The sequence below is a fragment of the Pseudomonas sp. SAS7 genome, from assembly GCF_052112345.1.
Classification (GTDB): Bacteria; Pseudomonadota; Gammaproteobacteria; order Pseudomonadales; family Pseudomonadaceae; genus Aquipseudomonas; species Aquipseudomonas putida_Q.
Window position 1 is genome coordinate 1 of sequence record NZ_JBEGGO010000007.1, and the last position, 14,924, is coordinate 14,924.

Sequence of the window (14,924 nt, forward strand, 5' to 3'; positions counted from 1 at the left end):
TCGCGAAAGGGCTGCGCAGCAGCCCCAGGGTTGTGCCACATTCGATGCTTCTGGGGCTGCTGCGCAGCCCTTTCGCGACACAAGGCCGCTCCTACACTGATCGCGTCACCTTTATGTCTTTAGCCGCTGACACAATCAGCTGGTAATCAACCGCTCGCGCAGCTGGGTAATCTCGTCGCGCAGCTGCGCCGCAGCTTCGAACTCCAGGTCGCGGGCGAACTGCATCATCTTCTCTTCAAGCTGCTTGATACGCTTGGTGATCTCGCCCGGCGTACGCAGCTCGGCCTCGTAACGGGCGCTCTCTTCTGCCGCCTTGGCCATGCCCTTGCGCTTTTTGCTGCGCGCGCCAGGCACGGTGGCGCCTTCCATGATGTCGGTGATGTCCTTGACCACGCCCTTGGGCACGATACCGTTGGCTTCGTTGAAGGCGACCTGCTTTTCACGGCGTCGCTCGGTTTCGTCAATCGCCCGCTGCATCGAGCCGGTGATGTTGTCGGCGTACAGGATCGCCCGGCCATTGAGGTTACGCGCAGCGCGGCCGATGGTCTGGATCAGCGAGCGCTCGGAGCGCAGGAAGCCCTCCTTGTCGGCATCGAGGATGGCTACCAGCGAAACCTCCGGCATGTCCAGGCCTTCGCGCAGCAGGTTGATGCCCACCAGCACGTCGAAGGTGCCCAGGCGCAGGTCGCGGATGATCTCTACCCGCTCCACCGTGTCGATGTCCGAGTGCAGGTAGCGCACCCGCACATCGTGGTCGGCCAGGTAATCAGAGAGGTCCTCGGCCATGCGCTTGGTCAGCGTAGTGGCCAGCACCCGCTCGCCCAGCGCCACGCGCTTGCGGATTTCCGACAGCAAGTCGTCCACCTGGGTCAGTGCCGGGCGTATCTCGACCTGCGGGTCTACCAGGCCGGTCGGGCGCACCACCTGCTCTACCACGCGCCCGGAATGCTCGGCTTCGTAGGGGCCCGGGGTAGCGGACACGAAGATGGTCTGCGGGCTGACATCCTCCCATTCGTCGAAGCGCATCGGCCGGTTGTCCAGTGCCGAGGGCATGCGGAAGCCGTATTCGACCAGTGTTTCCTTGCGTGAACGGTCGCCCTTGTACATGGCCCCGACCTGCGGAACGCTGACGTGTGATTCGTCGATCACCAGCAGTGCATCGGCTGGCAGGTAGTCGTACAGGGTGGGCGGTGGCGCACCGGCCGGGCGGCCGGACAGGTAGCGCGAGTAGTTCTCGATGCCGTTGCAGTAACCCAGCTCCATGATCATTTCCAGATCGAAACGGGTGCGCTGCTCCAGGCGCTGCGCTTCCACCAGCTTGTTGGCCTTGTGCAGGTACTCCAAGCGCTCCTTCAACTCTTCCTTGATGCCCTCCACGGCCTCCAGCAGGGTTTCCCGCGGGGTAACGTAGTGGCTCTTGGGGTAGAAGGTGAAACGTGGCAACTTGCGGAAAACCTCGCCGGTGAGCGGGTCGAAGGCGGCGATGTTCTCCACCTCGTCATCGAACAGTTCGATGCGGATGGCTTCAAGGTCGGACTCTGCCGGGAAGATATCGATCACATCACCGCGCACGCGGAAGGTGGCACGGGCAAAGTCCATTTCGTTGCGGGTGTACTGCAGGTCGGCCAGCCGGCGCAGCAGTGCGCGCTGGTCGAGCTTGTCGCCGCGGTCCACATGCAGGACCATTTTCAGGTAGGACTCGGGGCTGCCCAGGCCATAGATGCACGACACGGTGGTGACGATGATTGCATCACGCCGCTCAAGCAGCGCCTTGGTCGCCGACAGGCGCATCTGCTCGATGTGGTCGTTGATCGAGGCGTCCTTCTCGATGAAGGTGTCCGACGACGGCACGTAGGCCTCGGGCTGGTAGTAGTCGTAGTAGGAAACGAAATACTCCACCGCGTTGTTGGGGAAGAAGGCCTTGAACTCGCCGTACAACTGCGCGGCCAGGGTCTTGTTCGGTGCCAGCACCAGCGTCGGACGCTGCACCTGGGCGATGACGTTGGCGATGCTGAAGGTCTTGCCCGAGCCAGTTACGCCGAGCAGCGTCTGGTGCGACAGCCCCGCCTCGATGCCTTCGACCATCTGGCGGATGGCCTCGGGCTGGTCGCCGGCCGGCTGAAAACGGGTGACGAGCTGGAACTCGGACATGTTTGACCTCGCGGTGTTGCAGCAACTGTAAATTTAGCCAGTAGTCTATACCCAAATGCGGTTATCCGGGGGCGCTTTCAAGGCCAGGCTGTGAGCGCCTGTTACAGTGGACCCGGCATTTAGACCAATGGTCGAAAAATATTTGCGCAAATAGCTGGAAAAGCTGTGCCAGAGTGTCGCAGTGACCGGGCGGTATCACTATACTGACTCCCCGTTTGTGCACCGCTTCAGTGCATTCGGCTGGAGCGTGTACGTCCTATCACTCTCCAATCAGAGCCAAGGTAACAATGAGCCTGTTTTCCGCTGTCGAGCTGGCACCCCGCGACCCTATCCTGGGCCTCAACGAAGCATTCAACGCCGACCCACGTACCGACAAGGTCAATCTGGGCGTTGGCGTGTACTGCAATGAGGAAGGCCGCATTCCGCTGCTGCGCGCCGTGATCGAAGCCGAAACCCAGCGTGCCGCCCAGCACGCCTCGCGCGGCTACCTGCCGATCGACGGCATCGCCACTTACGACCAGGCCGTGCAAAAACTGATCTTCGGCGCCGAGTCGCCACTGCTGGCCGCTGGCCGCGTGGTCACCGTGCAGGCCGTTGGCGGCACCGGCGCGCTGAAGATCGGCGCCGACTTCCTCAAGCGCCTGTCGCCCAATGCCGTGGTTGCCATCAGCGACCCGAGCTGGGAAAACCACCGCGCGCTGTTCGAGACCGCCGGTTTCCCGGTCCAGAACTACCGCTACTACGACGCGCCGAGCAACGACGTCAACCGTGCCGGCATGCTCGAAGACCTGAACAACCTGCCGTCCGGCTCGATCGTCGTGCTGCATGCCTGCTGCCACAACCCGACTGGCGTCGACCTGGGCCTGGACGACTGGAAAAACGTCCTGGAAGTGGTCAAGGCCAAGGGCCATGTGCCGTTCCTCGACATGGCCTACCAGGGCTTTGGTGACGGCATCGCCGAAGACGCCTTCGCCGTGCGCCTGTTCGCCGAATCGGGCCTGGAGTTCTTCGTTTCCAGCTCGTTCTCCAAGTCGTTCTCACTGTACGGCGAGCGCGTTGGCGCACTGTCGATCGTCACCGCCTCGAAGGACGAGAGCACGCGCGTGCTGTCGCAGGTCAAGCGCGTAATCCGCACCACCTACTCCAACCCGCCGACCCACGGTGCAACCATCGTCGCTACCGTGCTGAACAGCGATGAACTGCGCCAGATGTGGGAAGCCGAGCTGGGCGAGATGCGCCAGCGCATCCACGGCATGCGCCAGCAAATGGTCAGCCTGCTGGCTGAATATGGCGCCAAGCGCGACTTCAGCTTCGTTGGCCGCCAGGCGGGCATGTTCTCCTACTCGGGCCTGACCGTTGAACAAGTGGCGCGCCTGAAGAACGAGTTTGGCATCTACGCGCTGGACACCGGCCGCATCGCGGTTGCCGCGCTGAACCAGAGCAACATCCACGTGGTGACCAAGGCCATCGTCGAAGTGCTGTAACCTGTTGATTTACCTGGGAGAGGCTTGACTTCTTCCAGGCAATCAGTAAGATACGCGCAGATTCCGCGATAGCTCAGTCGGTAGAGCAAATGACTGTTAATCATTGGGTCCCTGGTTCGAGTCCAGGTCGCGGAGCCAAACATTGAAAAGCCCCCGGGTGCGCAAGCAACCGGGGGCTTTTTCATTGCATCGGATTTACTGGCCCAGCGGCTCGGTCACTGGCTTGCCCTCGTCCACCAGGCTCCAGACCAGCAGCTTGGCGGGCTGGGTCTTGCTGGCGTTGCGTGACACGCTGTGCACGGTGCCAGGCGCTTCGTACCAATACTCACCGGCCTTGTAGGTCTTTTCCTGATCATTGTTGAGCTTCGACACCACTGCCCCCTCCAGAACATAGGCCATCACTGCGCCGGGGTGCTGATGCGCCGGCGATGCCTCGCCAGGGGCATAGCTCACCGTAAGCATGACAGCCGTTTTGCCCGGGGCGTTCGAGGGTTGTTGCTGCTGCAGGACTTTGACCTGGTCAGCAACGTCGCCGTGGGCCCAGGCGGGGGTTTGGGCGGCGAGCAGGGCAAAAAGGACGATGGCCAAGGGTTTCATGGTGGGCTTCTCCTGGATGGCTAATGCCAGCAGGTTAGGCCTTCGTTGGCTGAAGACAAATGGCCAATTCGAGGTAAAAGCAGGGGGCCGATTTTACCTGTGCCGCCCTCTTCGCGGGCACGCCCGCTCCCACAAGTTCATTCGCCACAGGTGCTGTACCTGTGGGAGTGGGCATGCCCGCGAAGAGGCCGGTACAGGCAACCAAGAGCTCAGCTGCTACGCCCAATCGGGTAGAACACGCCCTGGCTCCACACCCCCAGCCATTCCTCGCCGTCAATCTCACGCGGCACCGCCAGCTCTACCAACTGATAGAACACATTGCGGTGAATCAGCGCCTCAAGGTTGCTGCGCATCAGCACATAGGGCGATGGTTCTTGCGTCACCGGGTCGATGACCACACGCAGGGGGTTGTCCGGCCCGGCGTCAACCTGGTCCTCGACATTGCTGGTGAAGCGCAGCACCTGCTGCTCCCCCTCCCCCAGCACCTCCAGCGCCACTGCCACGAATGGCGCATCGTCGACGCGGATGCCAACCTTTTCTACCGGGGTAATCAGGAAGTAGTCATCGCCATCGCGGCGAATGATCGTGGAAAACAACCGCACCATCGGCTTGCGCCCGATCGGCGTGCCCAGGTAATACCAGGTGCCATCGCGGGCAATGCGCATGTCGATGTCACCGCAAAAATCCGGGTTCCACAGATGCACCGGCGGCAGGCCCTTGGCCTTGGGGATCTGTGCCAGAAGATCATTGGCCTTGCCGGAATCACTCATCACGCCTGCCTCATTCGCTCATACCCAGAAGGCTACGAGCGTACTCGCGCATCGGCGCACCAAGCAAATCCGCCGGGGTGTTGTCGTGGAACGTCAACAAACCGCCACGGCTCTTGATGCGTGCGGTGTCGATCAGGTAGCGGGTATTGGTTTCGATCAACATCATCTGCACCACGCCAGTGTCCCAGCCCAGCCGATCCACGGCCTGTTCGTCATACCACTCATCGCCATTGCCGATGCGATCGTCGGTACGGGCGAAGCGGGTGTACAGGACGTAGTCGGCACCCACCGAACGCGCCTGGGCAATGGCCTCTTCCAGGCCCAGCGGGCCTTGGGCGCGGCGCACCATCGGGAAATACTCGACAAAGCTCTTGAATGCCTCGTCAGCCACCGCGTTCTGCCGTGGCACCGGCCCCTTGCCCGGCGGCACGAATGCACCCTGGCCGATGAAGATGAACGAGTCGGGCTGCAGGCGGATCGACAGGGTACGCCGGGTATCGCTGTGGTCCAGCAGACCGGCATCGCTCATGTGGTAGCGAACGCCCTCGCCCATATCGCTGACATTCATGCAGCCGCCCAGCGCCATCAGCGCCAGCAGCAAGACCAGGCTACGCATCTTTCCTCCAGTGGCCGGCGACGAAAAACCGGCGAATAGCCGGCGGATGCAGCTTTTGCGCCAGCTTCAGCCGCCAATCACCTTCATCACCATCACGTCCCCGGAAAACGCCAGGTCCTGTTTGTCCGCCAGCGCCTTGACCAACAGGCGCTGCAGGGCCGGCAGGGCCTGATGACGCGGCTTTTCCAGCAGGTCACCGACGAAGTGGCGATTGCCCGAAGACAGGCAGCCATGCAACCAGCCGGTGGAGGACAGGCGCAAGCGCGAGCAGGTACGGCAAAACGGTACGCTCTCGTTGGCGATGATGCCGAAGTGGCCAATGCCCGGGATTTCATAGCGCAGGGCTGTGGCGTCCAGCGGCGCATCGACCTGGACATAGGCATGCTTGCCGCCGATCAGCGCCAGCAACTGGTCGAGCCCGACGAACTGCTGCACAAAGGCATTGTGCTCACGGGCCAGGTGGCCCATGCGCATGAGTTCGATGAAGCGCAACTCGAAGCCGCGCTCCAGGCAGTAATCCAGCAGCGGCAATACCTGGTCGAGGTTGTGCCCGCGCATTGGCACCATGTTCACCTTGATTCGCATGCCCAGTGCACTGGCCTGCTCCATCCCCGCCAACACACTGGCCAGGTCACCGCCCCGGGCAATGCGGCGGAAGGCGTGGGGGTCGAGAGTGTCGAGGGAAACATTCAGGCGTCGGATACCCGCCGCTTGCAGCTGGGGCAACTTGCGCGCCAACAGCTGGCCATTGGTGGTCAGCGAAATATCGTCGAGGTCGAGCTTGGCCACGGCGGCCAGAAAGGCATCCAGGCGCGGACTGACCAGCGGCTCACCCCCTGTGATGCGCAAGCGCTCGATACCGGCCGCTTCGATAAGGTAGGCCACGCCGCGGGCCAGAGCATCTGCCGAGAGTTCGTCTTGCGCCGCCACCAGGCGTTTGCCGTCTGGCACGCAGTAGGTGCAGGCATAGTTGCAAGCAGCCGTCAGGCTGACACGCAGGTTGCGAAAGCGCCTGCCTTGACGATCGACAATCATGAATGACTCCGGCATGGATGATAAGGGGCAGGCGAAACCTGACTCATAAATCAGGTTTTTGCAAGCCCCCGCACCCTGCCGGCTTCAGCGTTAAATGACGGAACGCTTCAGTTGGTCGGTTCCGGGTCACGTTTGCGCTTGTTGCCCATGCGCACACCGATGTCCATCAGGAACTGGAAGAAGCCTTCCTGATCCTCCAGCACATTGCTCCAGAACGGCGAGTGGTACAGCGCCACGGCGCCGTGCACCAGCGCCCAGGCGGCGCAGTAATGGAAATACGGCGGTACGTCTTCGAGCTTGCCTTCGCTGATGCGGCCCTTGATCAGCTGAGTCAGGCGATCGAAGTTGGAGGCACGGATACTGTGCAGTTGCTCGACCATTTCCGGCACCTGGTTGCCCTTGACCACCTTCTCTTCCAAGCGGTCGAACAGCCGGTAACGTTGCGGGTCGCGCATGCGGAACTCGAAGTAGGCGCGTGACAGGGCTTCCTTGTCACGGTCGACGTCGGCCGAGTGCAACAGTTCGTTCAGGTCGCGCTCATAGTCGAGCATCAGGCGCAGGTAGATTTCCGCCTTGGACTTGAAATGCTTGTAGATCGTGCCTTTGCCGATACCCACGGCGTCGGCGATCATTTCGACGGTGACGCTGTCCTCACCCTGTTCGAGAAACAGCTTGAGCGCGGTGTCGAGGATTTCCTGTTCGCGACGGCGAAACTCACGGACCTTACGAGGTTCTTTCTGCATGGGAAGGACTGGATGACAATCGAAGCGGTTTATTATGCCTAACTTGCGAGAAATTGCACGGATCATCCACGCATGTCTGTGTTTCACCATGCTTACTGCCATGCGCTGCGGGAGGATTGAAACCTCGGCGTATTCCAAATTTGTTTAAAAAACGACCAATATAGGCTGGCACTGCGCCAAAGCTGACCAATACTTGAAGTGTTGGCGCGGCGCATCCCCCCCAAGTGGCGCGCCGATAAAGGTGCTCAGGGACCGCGTACCTTTGTTTTACTCCTAATGGTCTTAACCCGGATTCCCCCCCCAGAACCCGGGTTTTTTTTGTGTGTTTCCAGAAGAAGCCGGTCTCAAGTTTTGCAGCGCCTGTGAGATCCAGCGCCGCGCGGGCGGCGCTCGATCTCACAGGCGCTGAAAATGCTATGCCAGGCACTTTGCGGCCCTCACATAACTCCAGTCGCCGAGAATCAAGCCACCCGCGCCAACGGGAACAACCGCTTGAAGTTGGCAGTAGTCTGCTCAGCCAGTTGCTCATAACTGGCGCCCCGCAGCGAAGCCACATACTCCGCCACTTCCCGCACATACTGCGGCAAGTTCGGTTTGCCACGGTACGGAATGGGTGCCAGATACGGCGAATCGGTCTCGACCAGCAAACGATCGACCGGCACCTGCCGAGCCACTTCGCGCAGGGCATCGGCATTGCGGAAGGTGACGATGCCAGACAGCGATATGTAATACCCAAGGTCCAGCGCGGCCTTGGCCATCTCCCAATCTTCGGTAAAGCAATGCAGCACGCCGGCCTGCGGCAGGTTGGCCTCACGCAGCAGTGCCAGGGTATCGGCACGTGCCGCCCGGGTGTGCACGATGACCGGCTTGCCGGTCTGCCGCGAGGCTTCCAGGTGCAGGCGGAACGAAGCCTGCTGCAGCTCGGCAGCTTCCGGCTCATAGTGGTAGTCAAGCCCGGTTTCGCCAATCGCCACCACATGGGGGTGGGCCAGCTCGCGCAGCAGCCATTCCAGCGCAGGGGTTTCACCCGGTGCCAGGTCCAACGGGTGCACACCCACCGAGCAATCGACATCGGCGTACTGCTCGCTCAACGCCTTCACCGCGCCGGCGTTTTCGGCACTGACGCCAATACACAGAAAATGCCCGACCCCCCGCTCACGCGCCGCCTGCAAGGCAGCATCGAGGGAGCCCTGGTGGGCGCTCAGGTCAAGACGGTCAAGGTGGCAATGGGAATCTACGAGCATGGGATAACGGCACACATGAAAAAATGAAAATCAGCGGGTACCCGGCAGTTGCAGCCAGTGAGCCAGCAACGATTCGAGCAGCAGGGCGCGGTTGAGGTTGGCCTTGCCCAGCACCTTCTGGCGCTGCTCCAGGATCCAGGCCTGCACCTCCAGCACCTTGGCCTGGCGGCTCTTCTGCGCCAGGTATTGCACAACCTTGCGCATATCGGCCAAGCCTAAACCCTCCTCGTCCTGGGTCAACTGGTAGCGCAGGATCAGGTGCGCCCAGTCGCAGAACCAGTCGAACAGCAACAGCAGTGGCACGCCGTTCCAGGCATCGGCCAGCTGGCTGGGCGATTGCTGCTGCTTGATCAGCTTCTTCACCCCGTCAGTAACCAGCGCACGTTGCTCGCGCACACCTTGTGCCTGCAGGCTGACCGCCATCAATGGCGAACCGGCGGCCAGCGTCAGTAGCTCGTCACGCTCGGCCTCGCCACTGTCAGGCAACGCACCCGCCAGCCAGGCCTGGCTCTGGGCCAGGCTTGGCTGCGGGCACGCCACCTGCTGGCAGCGGCTCTTGATAGTCGGCAACAAGCGGCTGGGCTGGTGCGTGACCAGCAGCAGCACCGTATTGCCAGATGGCTCTTCGAGGCTTTTGAGCAGCGCGTTGGAGGCGTTGACGTTCATCGCCTCGACAGGCTCGATCAACACCACCTTGCGCCCACCCAATTGCGCGGTTTGCACCACGAACGCCACCAGCTCGCGCACCTGGTCGACCTTGATCGGCTTGTCGGCCTCTTCAGGCTCAAGCACAAAGTTGTCCGGGTGGCTGCCGGCCTTGAGCAACAGGCAGGACTTGCACCCGCCGCAGGCATCCAGCCCTTGGGGCTGCTGGCACAGCAGGCGGGCCATCAGCCGCTCGGCCATGGCCCGCTTGCCGATACCCTGCGGCCCGTGCAGCAGGTAGGCGTGCGCGTGCTGGCTGCGGCCGGCCAGTTGCTGCCAAAGGGCCTGCTGCCAGGGGTAGGCGTCAGCCACGGCAACGCTCCACAATCGCCGGCACCAGCAAGTCGATGGCGCGCTGCACGGCCTCCAGCGATTGTGCGGCATCGAGCAGGCTGTAGCGCTGAGGCTCACGGCGGGCGCGCTGCAGGTAAGCCTGGCGCACCGCTTCGAAGAACGCCTGGCCCTCCTGCTCGAAACGGTCCAGGCGACCGCGTGCCGCAGCGCGGGCCAGGCCCACCTCCACCGGCAGGTCGAAGACCAAAGTCAGGTCCGGGCGCAGGTCACCCTGGACGAATTGCTCCAGGGTAGCGATGCGCTCGACCGACAAACCGCGCCCACCGCCCTGGTAGGCATAAGTGGCGTCGGTGAAGCGGTCACACAGCACCACGGCGCCGCGGGCCAGCGCCGGGCGGATTACCTGTGCCAGGTGTTGGGCGCGCGCCGCGAACACCAGCAACAGCTCGGTGTCGGCCGCCATGCTTTCATCGGTGGGGGCCAGCAGCAGCTCGCGCACTTTTTCGGCCAGCGGCGTACCACCCGGCTCACGGGTCAGCACTACATCCAGGCCCTGCTCGCGCAAGCGCGCAGCCAGGTAGTCGCGGTTGGTGCTCTTGCCCGCGCCTTCGGGGCCTTCCAGCGTAATAAACAAGCCGCTCACAGGCAGTCCTTAATGTTGTTCGTCAGGCGTCGGCCGCTCGGCCGCTTGCGCGCCACCAGCAGGGGCATCCTGCGCAGGCGGCGCTTCGGGTGCTGGCTGTGCAGCCGGCTCGTCAGTCGCAGGCACCTGGGGCTGGGCGTCGTCAGTACCCGGCTGTGCCTCTTGCTGCGGCGCAGGGCTGGAGCGGTAGTCTGTACGACGCTTGAGCTGGAACTCGCGCACCGCCGAGTTGTGGTCGTCGAGGTCGTCGGAGAACACATGGCTGCCATCGCCGCGGGCGACGAAGTAAAGGCTGGTGCCATTGGACGGGTTGAGCGCCGCGTGAATCGCTTCGCGGCCGACCATGGCAATCGGCGTGGGTGGCAGCCCGGTCATGGTATAGGTGTTGTAGGGCGTCGGTTCGCGCAGGTCAGCGCGGGTAATCCTGCCGTTATAGCGCTCACCCATGCCGTAGATCACCGTCGGGTCGGTCTGCAGCATCATGCCCAGGCGCAGGCGCCGTACAAATACGCCGGCAATCTGCCCACGCTCCTGGGGGATACCGGTTTCCTTTTCCACCAGCGAGGCCATGATCAGCGCCTGGTACGGGTCGCGATACGGCAGGTCGGTGGTGCGCTCCGCCCACTCCTTTGCCAGCACTTCGTCCAGGCGCATGTAGGCCTGCTGCAGCAACTCGACATCGCTCATGCCACGCACGAAGCGGTAGGTGTCCGGGAAGAAGCGCCCTTCGGGGAACACGCCGGTATGGCCGAGCTTGTCCATCACTTCGGAATCCGACAGGCCGTCCAGGGTGTGCTTGATCTTTTCATGCTTGGCAACAGCCGAGCGCACCTGACGGAAGGTCCAGCCTTCGACCAGGGTGAGGTTGTACTGCACCACATCGGCCCGGCGCCAGGCGTCGAACAACTGCTCGACCGTCATACCAGGTGTGAGGCGGTATTCGCCGGTGTGCAGGGCGGTGCCAGCCATGTTGAAGCGCCAGTACAGGCGCAACCAGACGGCGTCGTCTAGCAACCCTTCTTGTTGCATGCGATAGAACATGCGGTTCGGGTTGGTGCCATTAGGCACGTCGAGCAGGCGCTCCTGCGTCACGTGCAAGGGCTGCTCCAGCACCGAGTTGACCTTCCAGGCTGACCAGCCAAGCGCCAGCCCGGCAAGTATCAAGCCCATTTCCAGCAGTAGCAGGAATTTACGTCTCACGAATTCAGGTTTCCAGTAACGTACGGGCAACGGCCTGCAGTTTACGGGTGAGCGGGCCAGGCGACCAGTTTAGCGCGGCTACGCCCCGCACGGGCCAGATGCCGTAAACACTATTGCAAACAAATACTTCATCTGCCTGCTCCAGCGCGTCAAACGGCAGGTCAGCGACCTGCGCCGGGATGCCCAGCAGCGCGGCCTGTTCCAGCAATGCAGCACGCATCACCCCGGCCACCCCACAACGGCTGAGGTCGGCAGTGAGCAGCACGCCATCGCGCACCAGGAACAGATTGCTGTACACGCCTTCGATCACCCTGCCCTGCCCGTCACGCATCAGGCCTTCGGCATGCTCGCTGTCCTGCCATTCGGCACGGGCCAGCACCTGCTCCAGGCGGTTGAGGTGTTTGAGGCCGGCCAGCAGCGGTTGCTCCCCAAGCCGGGTCTGGCACGGAAACAAGCGCACGCCGTGCTCGGCATGCTCCACAGGATAGCTGGGTAACGGGCTGCCCTGCAGGATTCGCCGCGGTACGGCACCGGCAACTGGCGCATAGCCACGCTGGCTGTCACCACGGGTAAGGATGAGTTTGGCTACACCTTCACCGAGCTGGCTGGCATAACGCAGGAGCTCGTCGCGCACCAGCGCCAGGTCGGCACTGATCGCCAGGCGCTGACAACCCAGCGCCAGGCGTGCGAGGTGGCCGTCCAGCAAGCTGGGCTGGCCGCCGCGCACGGCAATGGTCTCGAACAGGCCATCGCCGTAGGCCAGGCCGCGGTTCTGCAGGTTGACTGCAACCGCGGGCTGGCCATCGACCCAGCTGTGCATCAACCGGCGAACCGGCGGAACACCAGCGAGCCGTTGGTGCCGCCAAAGCCGAACGAGTTGGACAACACCACGTCTATCGGCATGCTGCGCGCCTGGTGCGGCACGAAGTCGAGGTCGCAGCCTTCGTCCGGCTCGTCCAGATTGATGGTGGGCGGGGCCATCTGGCTGTTGATCGCCAGCACGCTGAAGATCGCTTCCACCGCACCCGCAGCGCCCAGCAGATGGCCGGTCATCGACTTGGTCGAACTGACGGCCAGCTTGTAGGCATGCTGACCAAACACGCGCTTGATCGCGGCCACTTCGGCCACGTCGCCCGCAGGGGTCGAGGTACCGTGGGCGTTGATGTAGCTGACCTCTTCTGGCTGTATGCCGGCATCGCGCAGGGCGTTGGCCATGCAGCGGGCAGCGCCTTCACCGGTATCAGGTGGCGAAGTCATGTGGTAGGCGTCGCCGCTCATGCCAAAGCCGACCAGCTCGGCATAGATGGTCGCACCACGGGCCTTGGCGTGTTCCAGCTCTTCGAGTACCAGGGCACCGGCACCGTCCGACAATACAAAGCCATCACGGCCCTTGTCCCACGGGCGGCTGGCCCGGCTGGGCTCGTCGTTGCGCGTGGACAGCGCACGGGAGGCACCGAAGCCGCCCATGCCCAGGCCACAGGCAGCCATCTCTGCGCCACCTGCAATCATCACGTCAGCTTCACCGTAGGCGATATTGCGCGCGGCCATGCCGATGCAATGAGTGCCAGTGGTGCAGGCAGTGGCAATGGCGTAGTTCGGCCCCTGCAGCCCCAGATGGATCGACAGGAACCCGGAGATCATGTTGATGATCGAGCCCGGCACGAAGAACGGCGAAATGCGACGCGGCCCCGAATCGTGCAGCGTACGGCTGGTTTCCTCGATGTTGGTCAGGCCGCCGATCCCCGAGCCCATGGCCACGCCAATGCGCTCACGGTTGGCGTCGGTAACCTCCAGGCCGGCACTGCGCACCGCCTGGAAACCGGCCGCCAGGCCGTACTGGATGAACAGGTCAAGCTTGCGGGCCTCTTTGGCCGACAGGTATTGCTCGACCTCGAAGCCTTTCACCGAGCCGCCAAAACGGGTGGAGTAGGCAGACAGGTCCGTGTGTTTGATCGGACCAATGCCACTGCGGCCAGCCAGAATGCCCTGCCAGGTGCTCGGTACATCGGTACCCAGTGGTGACAGCATACCCATACCGGTGACCACGACGCGTCTACGCGACACAGTACTCTCCTTTTCTAATAACAGAGTCTCTTGCGATTACATTCAAGCGCAGGAATGGAATGGCAACAGGCTCTTGGTGCGCGGTGAACGAAGCGGCCTGGAAAATGCGAGGCGCTCGCAAAGAAAAAACCGCACGCCGGCGAAGGCAGTGCGGTTTTCCCCGACAAGAAACGTCGACTGAAGCGTCTTAGGCCGAGTGGGCTTGGACGTAGTCGATAGCAGCTTGAACGGTAGTGATTTTCTCGGCTTCTTCGTCAGGGATTTCGGTCTCGAATTCCTCTTCCAGAGCCATCACCAGTTCAACGGTGTCAAGCGAATCGGCACCCAGGTCATCGACGAAGGACTTGGTATTAGTCACTTCTTCTTCTTTGACGCCCAGTTGCTCGGCGACGATTTTCTTGACGCGTTCTTCGATGGTGCTCATACCTAGTTTTCACTCCTAATGGACATATGTCAGGCAGCTGGCCGGTGGCCAATTTTATAGAAAGACGTTCGCTTTTCAAGCTAAACGCACTTTCAGGCTAGACACCCTACCCACTGCCTGGAATCTGGTTGCAGCTTTATAACGGATTTTAGGCTCGCAGTATGACTCTTTTTTTACGAAATCCGTCACATTGAGTTGCGGTGTTACATGTACATCCCGCCGTTGACCGGCACGGTAGCACCGGTCACATAGGCTGCACCGTCGGACGCCAGGAACGAAACCACCTTGGCGATTTCATCGGCCTGGCCCAGGCGGCCCAGCGGAATCTGGGTTTGCAAGGCTTCACGCTGCGCTTCTGGCAGTTCGCGGGTCATGTCGGTGTCGATGAAGCCCGGCGTTACCGAGTTTACGGTGATCCCACGCGAGCCCACTTCACGCGCCAGGGCGCGGCTGAAGCCTTCCAGGCCAGCCTTGGCGGCGGCGTAGTTGGCCTGGCCAGCGTTACCCATGGCACCGACGACCGAGCCGATGCTGATGATACGACCCCAACGTGCCTTGGTCATGCCACGCAGCACGCCCTTGGACAGACGGTAGAGGCTGTTCAGGTTGGTGTCGATCACGTCGAACCACTCGTCGTCCTTCATGCGCAGCATGAGGTTGTCGCGGGTGATACCGGCGTTGTTGACCAGGATGGCCGGCGCGCCAAACTGTTCGGCGATGGCGCCCAGAACAGTTTCAACGGACTCGGCGCTGGTCACGTTCAGCTCCATGCCGGTACCGGTGATGCCGTGCTCTTTCAGCGTGGCGGCGATGCGCTCGGCGCCGGAGGCCGAAGTGGCGGTGCCGATCACGGTCGCGCCCTGGCGGCCCAGCTCGAGGGCGATGGCCTGGCCAATGCCACGGCTGGCGCCGGTGACCAGTGCAACTTTACCTTGCAGGCTCATGCAAGCTTCT

At 62.4% G+C, this 14,924-nt stretch carries 15 protein-coding genes and 1 tRNA gene; 2 read left to right on the forward strand and 14 right to left on the reverse strand.

The annotated features are described in order from the left end of the window. Nucleotides 1–135: 135 nt before the first annotated feature. Complete coding sequence (gene uvrB / locus ABI582_RS12735; protein WP_016500881.1) at nt 136–2,151, reverse strand: excinuclease ABC subunit UvrB; 2,016 nt, start codon at nt 2,149–2,151, stop codon at nt 136–138. A 287-nt stretch (nt 2,152–2,438) separates the two neighbouring features. Between uvrB and ABI582_RS12740 the strand changes: the two genes are divergently transcribed. Both ABI582_RS12740 and ABI582_RS12745 read left to right on the forward strand, forming a co-directional pair. Next, nucleotides 2,439–3,635 carry an amino acid aminotransferase gene (locus ABI582_RS12740; protein ID WP_264387471.1) on the forward strand — a complete coding sequence of 399 codons (1,197 nt, stop codon included), beginning with the start codon at nt 2,439–2,441 and terminating at the stop codon, nt 3,633–3,635. 62 nt (nt 3,636–3,697) lie between these two features. Then, nucleotides 3,698–3,773 (forward strand) — tRNA-Asn (locus ABI582_RS12745). A gap of 57 nt (nt 3,774–3,830) precedes the next feature. On the opposite strand, the gene ABI582_RS12750 is transcribed toward ABI582_RS12745, so the two are convergent. From ABI582_RS12750 to fabG, 13 genes are all read right to left on the reverse strand, one after another. Then, on the reverse strand, nt 3,831–4,232 hold the full coding sequence (locus ABI582_RS12750; RefSeq protein WP_258655743.1) for a cupin domain-containing protein: 402 nt from the start codon (nt 4,230–4,232) through the stop codon (nt 3,831–3,833). Between the two features lie 209 nt (nt 4,233–4,441). After that, complete coding sequence (locus tag ABI582_RS12755) at nt 4,442–5,002, reverse strand: DUF1285 domain-containing protein (protein ID WP_338746522.1); 561 nt, start codon at nt 5,000–5,002, stop codon at nt 4,442–4,444. 10 nt (nt 5,003–5,012) lie between these two features. After that, nucleotides 5,013–5,618 (reverse strand): DUF4823 domain-containing protein, encoded by a 606-nt coding sequence (locus tag ABI582_RS12760; protein WP_442119343.1) that lies wholly within the window; start codon nt 5,616–5,618, stop codon nt 5,013–5,015. Nucleotides 5,619–5,684: 66 nt separating this feature from the next. Beyond that, nucleotides 5,685–6,653 (reverse strand): GTP 3',8-cyclase MoaA, encoded by a 969-nt coding sequence (locus tag ABI582_RS12765; protein WP_442119344.1) that lies wholly within the window; start codon nt 6,651–6,653, stop codon nt 5,685–5,687. A gap of 107 nt (nt 6,654–6,760) precedes the next feature. Further along, nucleotides 6,761–7,396: a TetR/AcrR family transcriptional regulator gene (locus tag ABI582_RS12770; RefSeq protein WP_016485495.1), complete on the reverse strand. Its 636-nt coding sequence runs from the start codon at nt 7,394–7,396 to the stop codon at nt 6,761–6,763. A gap of 461 nt (nt 7,397–7,857) precedes the next feature. Beyond that, nucleotides 7,858–8,640, reverse strand: a complete 783-nt coding sequence (locus tag ABI582_RS12775; protein WP_258655735.1) for a TatD family hydrolase — start codon at nt 8,638–8,640, stop codon at nt 7,858–7,860. Between the two features lie 30 nt (nt 8,641–8,670). Beyond that, nucleotides 8,671–9,657 carry a DNA polymerase III subunit delta' gene (locus tag ABI582_RS12780; protein ID WP_442119345.1) on the reverse strand — a complete coding sequence of 329 codons (987 nt, stop codon included), beginning with the start codon at nt 9,655–9,657 and terminating at the stop codon, nt 8,671–8,673. Next, nucleotides 9,650–10,282 carry a dTMP kinase gene (gene tmk / locus ABI582_RS12785; protein WP_442119346.1) on the reverse strand — a complete coding sequence of 211 codons (633 nt, stop codon included), beginning with the start codon at nt 10,280–10,282 and terminating at the stop codon, nt 9,650–9,652. The genes ABI582_RS12780 and tmk overlap by 8 nt, the downstream gene beginning before the upstream one ends. A gap of 9 nt (nt 10,283–10,291) precedes the next feature. Next, nucleotides 10,292–11,482 (reverse strand): endolytic transglycosylase MltG, encoded by a 1,191-nt coding sequence (mltG, locus tag ABI582_RS12790; RefSeq protein ID WP_442119347.1) that lies wholly within the window; start codon nt 11,480–11,482, stop codon nt 10,292–10,294. A 4-nt stretch (nt 11,483–11,486) separates the two neighbouring features. Then, nucleotides 11,487–12,302 (reverse strand): aminodeoxychorismate lyase, encoded by an 816-nt coding sequence (gene pabC / locus ABI582_RS12795; protein ID WP_338746516.1) that lies wholly within the window; start codon nt 12,300–12,302, stop codon nt 11,487–11,489. Beyond that, nucleotides 12,302–13,546 carry a beta-ketoacyl-ACP synthase II gene (fabF, locus tag ABI582_RS12800; protein ID WP_442119348.1) on the reverse strand — a complete coding sequence of 415 codons (1,245 nt, stop codon included), beginning with the start codon at nt 13,544–13,546 and terminating at the stop codon, nt 12,302–12,304. Before fabF ends, pabC begins: the two co-directional genes overlap by 1 nt. A 187-nt stretch (nt 13,547–13,733) precedes the next feature. Next, nucleotides 13,734–13,970 carry an acyl carrier protein gene (gene acpP / locus ABI582_RS12805; protein ID WP_274098233.1) on the reverse strand — a complete coding sequence of 79 codons (237 nt, stop codon included), beginning with the start codon at nt 13,968–13,970 and terminating at the stop codon, nt 13,734–13,736. Between the two features lie 203 nt (nt 13,971–14,173). After that, the gene (gene fabG / locus ABI582_RS12810; protein ID WP_016485489.1) at nt 14,174–14,914 is read right to left on the reverse strand and encodes a 3-oxoacyl-ACP reductase FabG; all 741 of its coding nucleotides are present in this window, start codon (nt 14,912–14,914) and stop codon (nt 14,174–14,176) included. Between the last annotated feature and the right edge of the window lie 10 nt (nt 14,915–14,924).

Bases quoted from the DNA above. Each gene is read 5' to 3' on its own strand.
- uvrB (WP_016500881.1), bottom strand. From the start codon at position 2,151: ATGTCCGAGTTCCAGCTCGTCACCCGTTTTCAGCCGGCCGGCGACCAG.
- ABI582_RS12740 (WP_264387471.1), top strand. From the start codon at position 2,439: ATGAGCCTGTTTTCCGCTGTCGAGCTGGCACCCCGCGACCCTATCCTG.
- ABI582_RS12750 (WP_258655743.1), bottom strand. From the start codon at position 4,232: ATGAAACCCTTGGCCATCGTCCTTTTTGCCCTGCTCGCCGCCCAAACC.
- ABI582_RS12755 (WP_338746522.1), bottom strand. From the start codon at position 5,002: ATGAGTGATTCCGGCAAGGCCAATGATCTTCTGGCACAGATCCCCAAG.
- ABI582_RS12760 (WP_442119343.1), bottom strand. From the start codon at position 5,618: ATGCGTAGCCTGGTCTTGCTGCTGGCGCTGATGGCGCTGGGCGGCTGC.
- ABI582_RS12765 (WP_442119344.1), bottom strand. From the start codon at position 6,653: ATGATTGTCGATCGTCAAGGCAGGCGCTTTCGCAACCTGCGTGTCAGC.
- ABI582_RS12770 (WP_016485495.1), bottom strand. From the start codon at position 7,396: ATGCAGAAAGAACCTCGTAAGGTCCGTGAGTTTCGCCGTCGCGAACAG.
- ABI582_RS12775 (WP_258655735.1), bottom strand. From the start codon at position 8,640: ATGCTCGTAGATTCCCATTGCCACCTTGACCGTCTTGACCTGAGCGCC.
- pabC (WP_338746516.1), bottom strand. From the start codon at position 12,302: ATGCACAGCTGGGTCGATGGCCAGCCCGCGGTTGCAGTCAACCTGCAG.
- acpP (WP_274098233.1), bottom strand. From the start codon at position 13,970: ATGAGCACCATCGAAGAACGCGTCAAGAAAATCGTCGCCGAGCAACTG.
- fabG (WP_016485489.1), bottom strand. From the start codon at position 14,914: ATGAGCCTGCAAGGTAAAGTTGCACTGGTCACCGGCGCCAGCCGTGGC.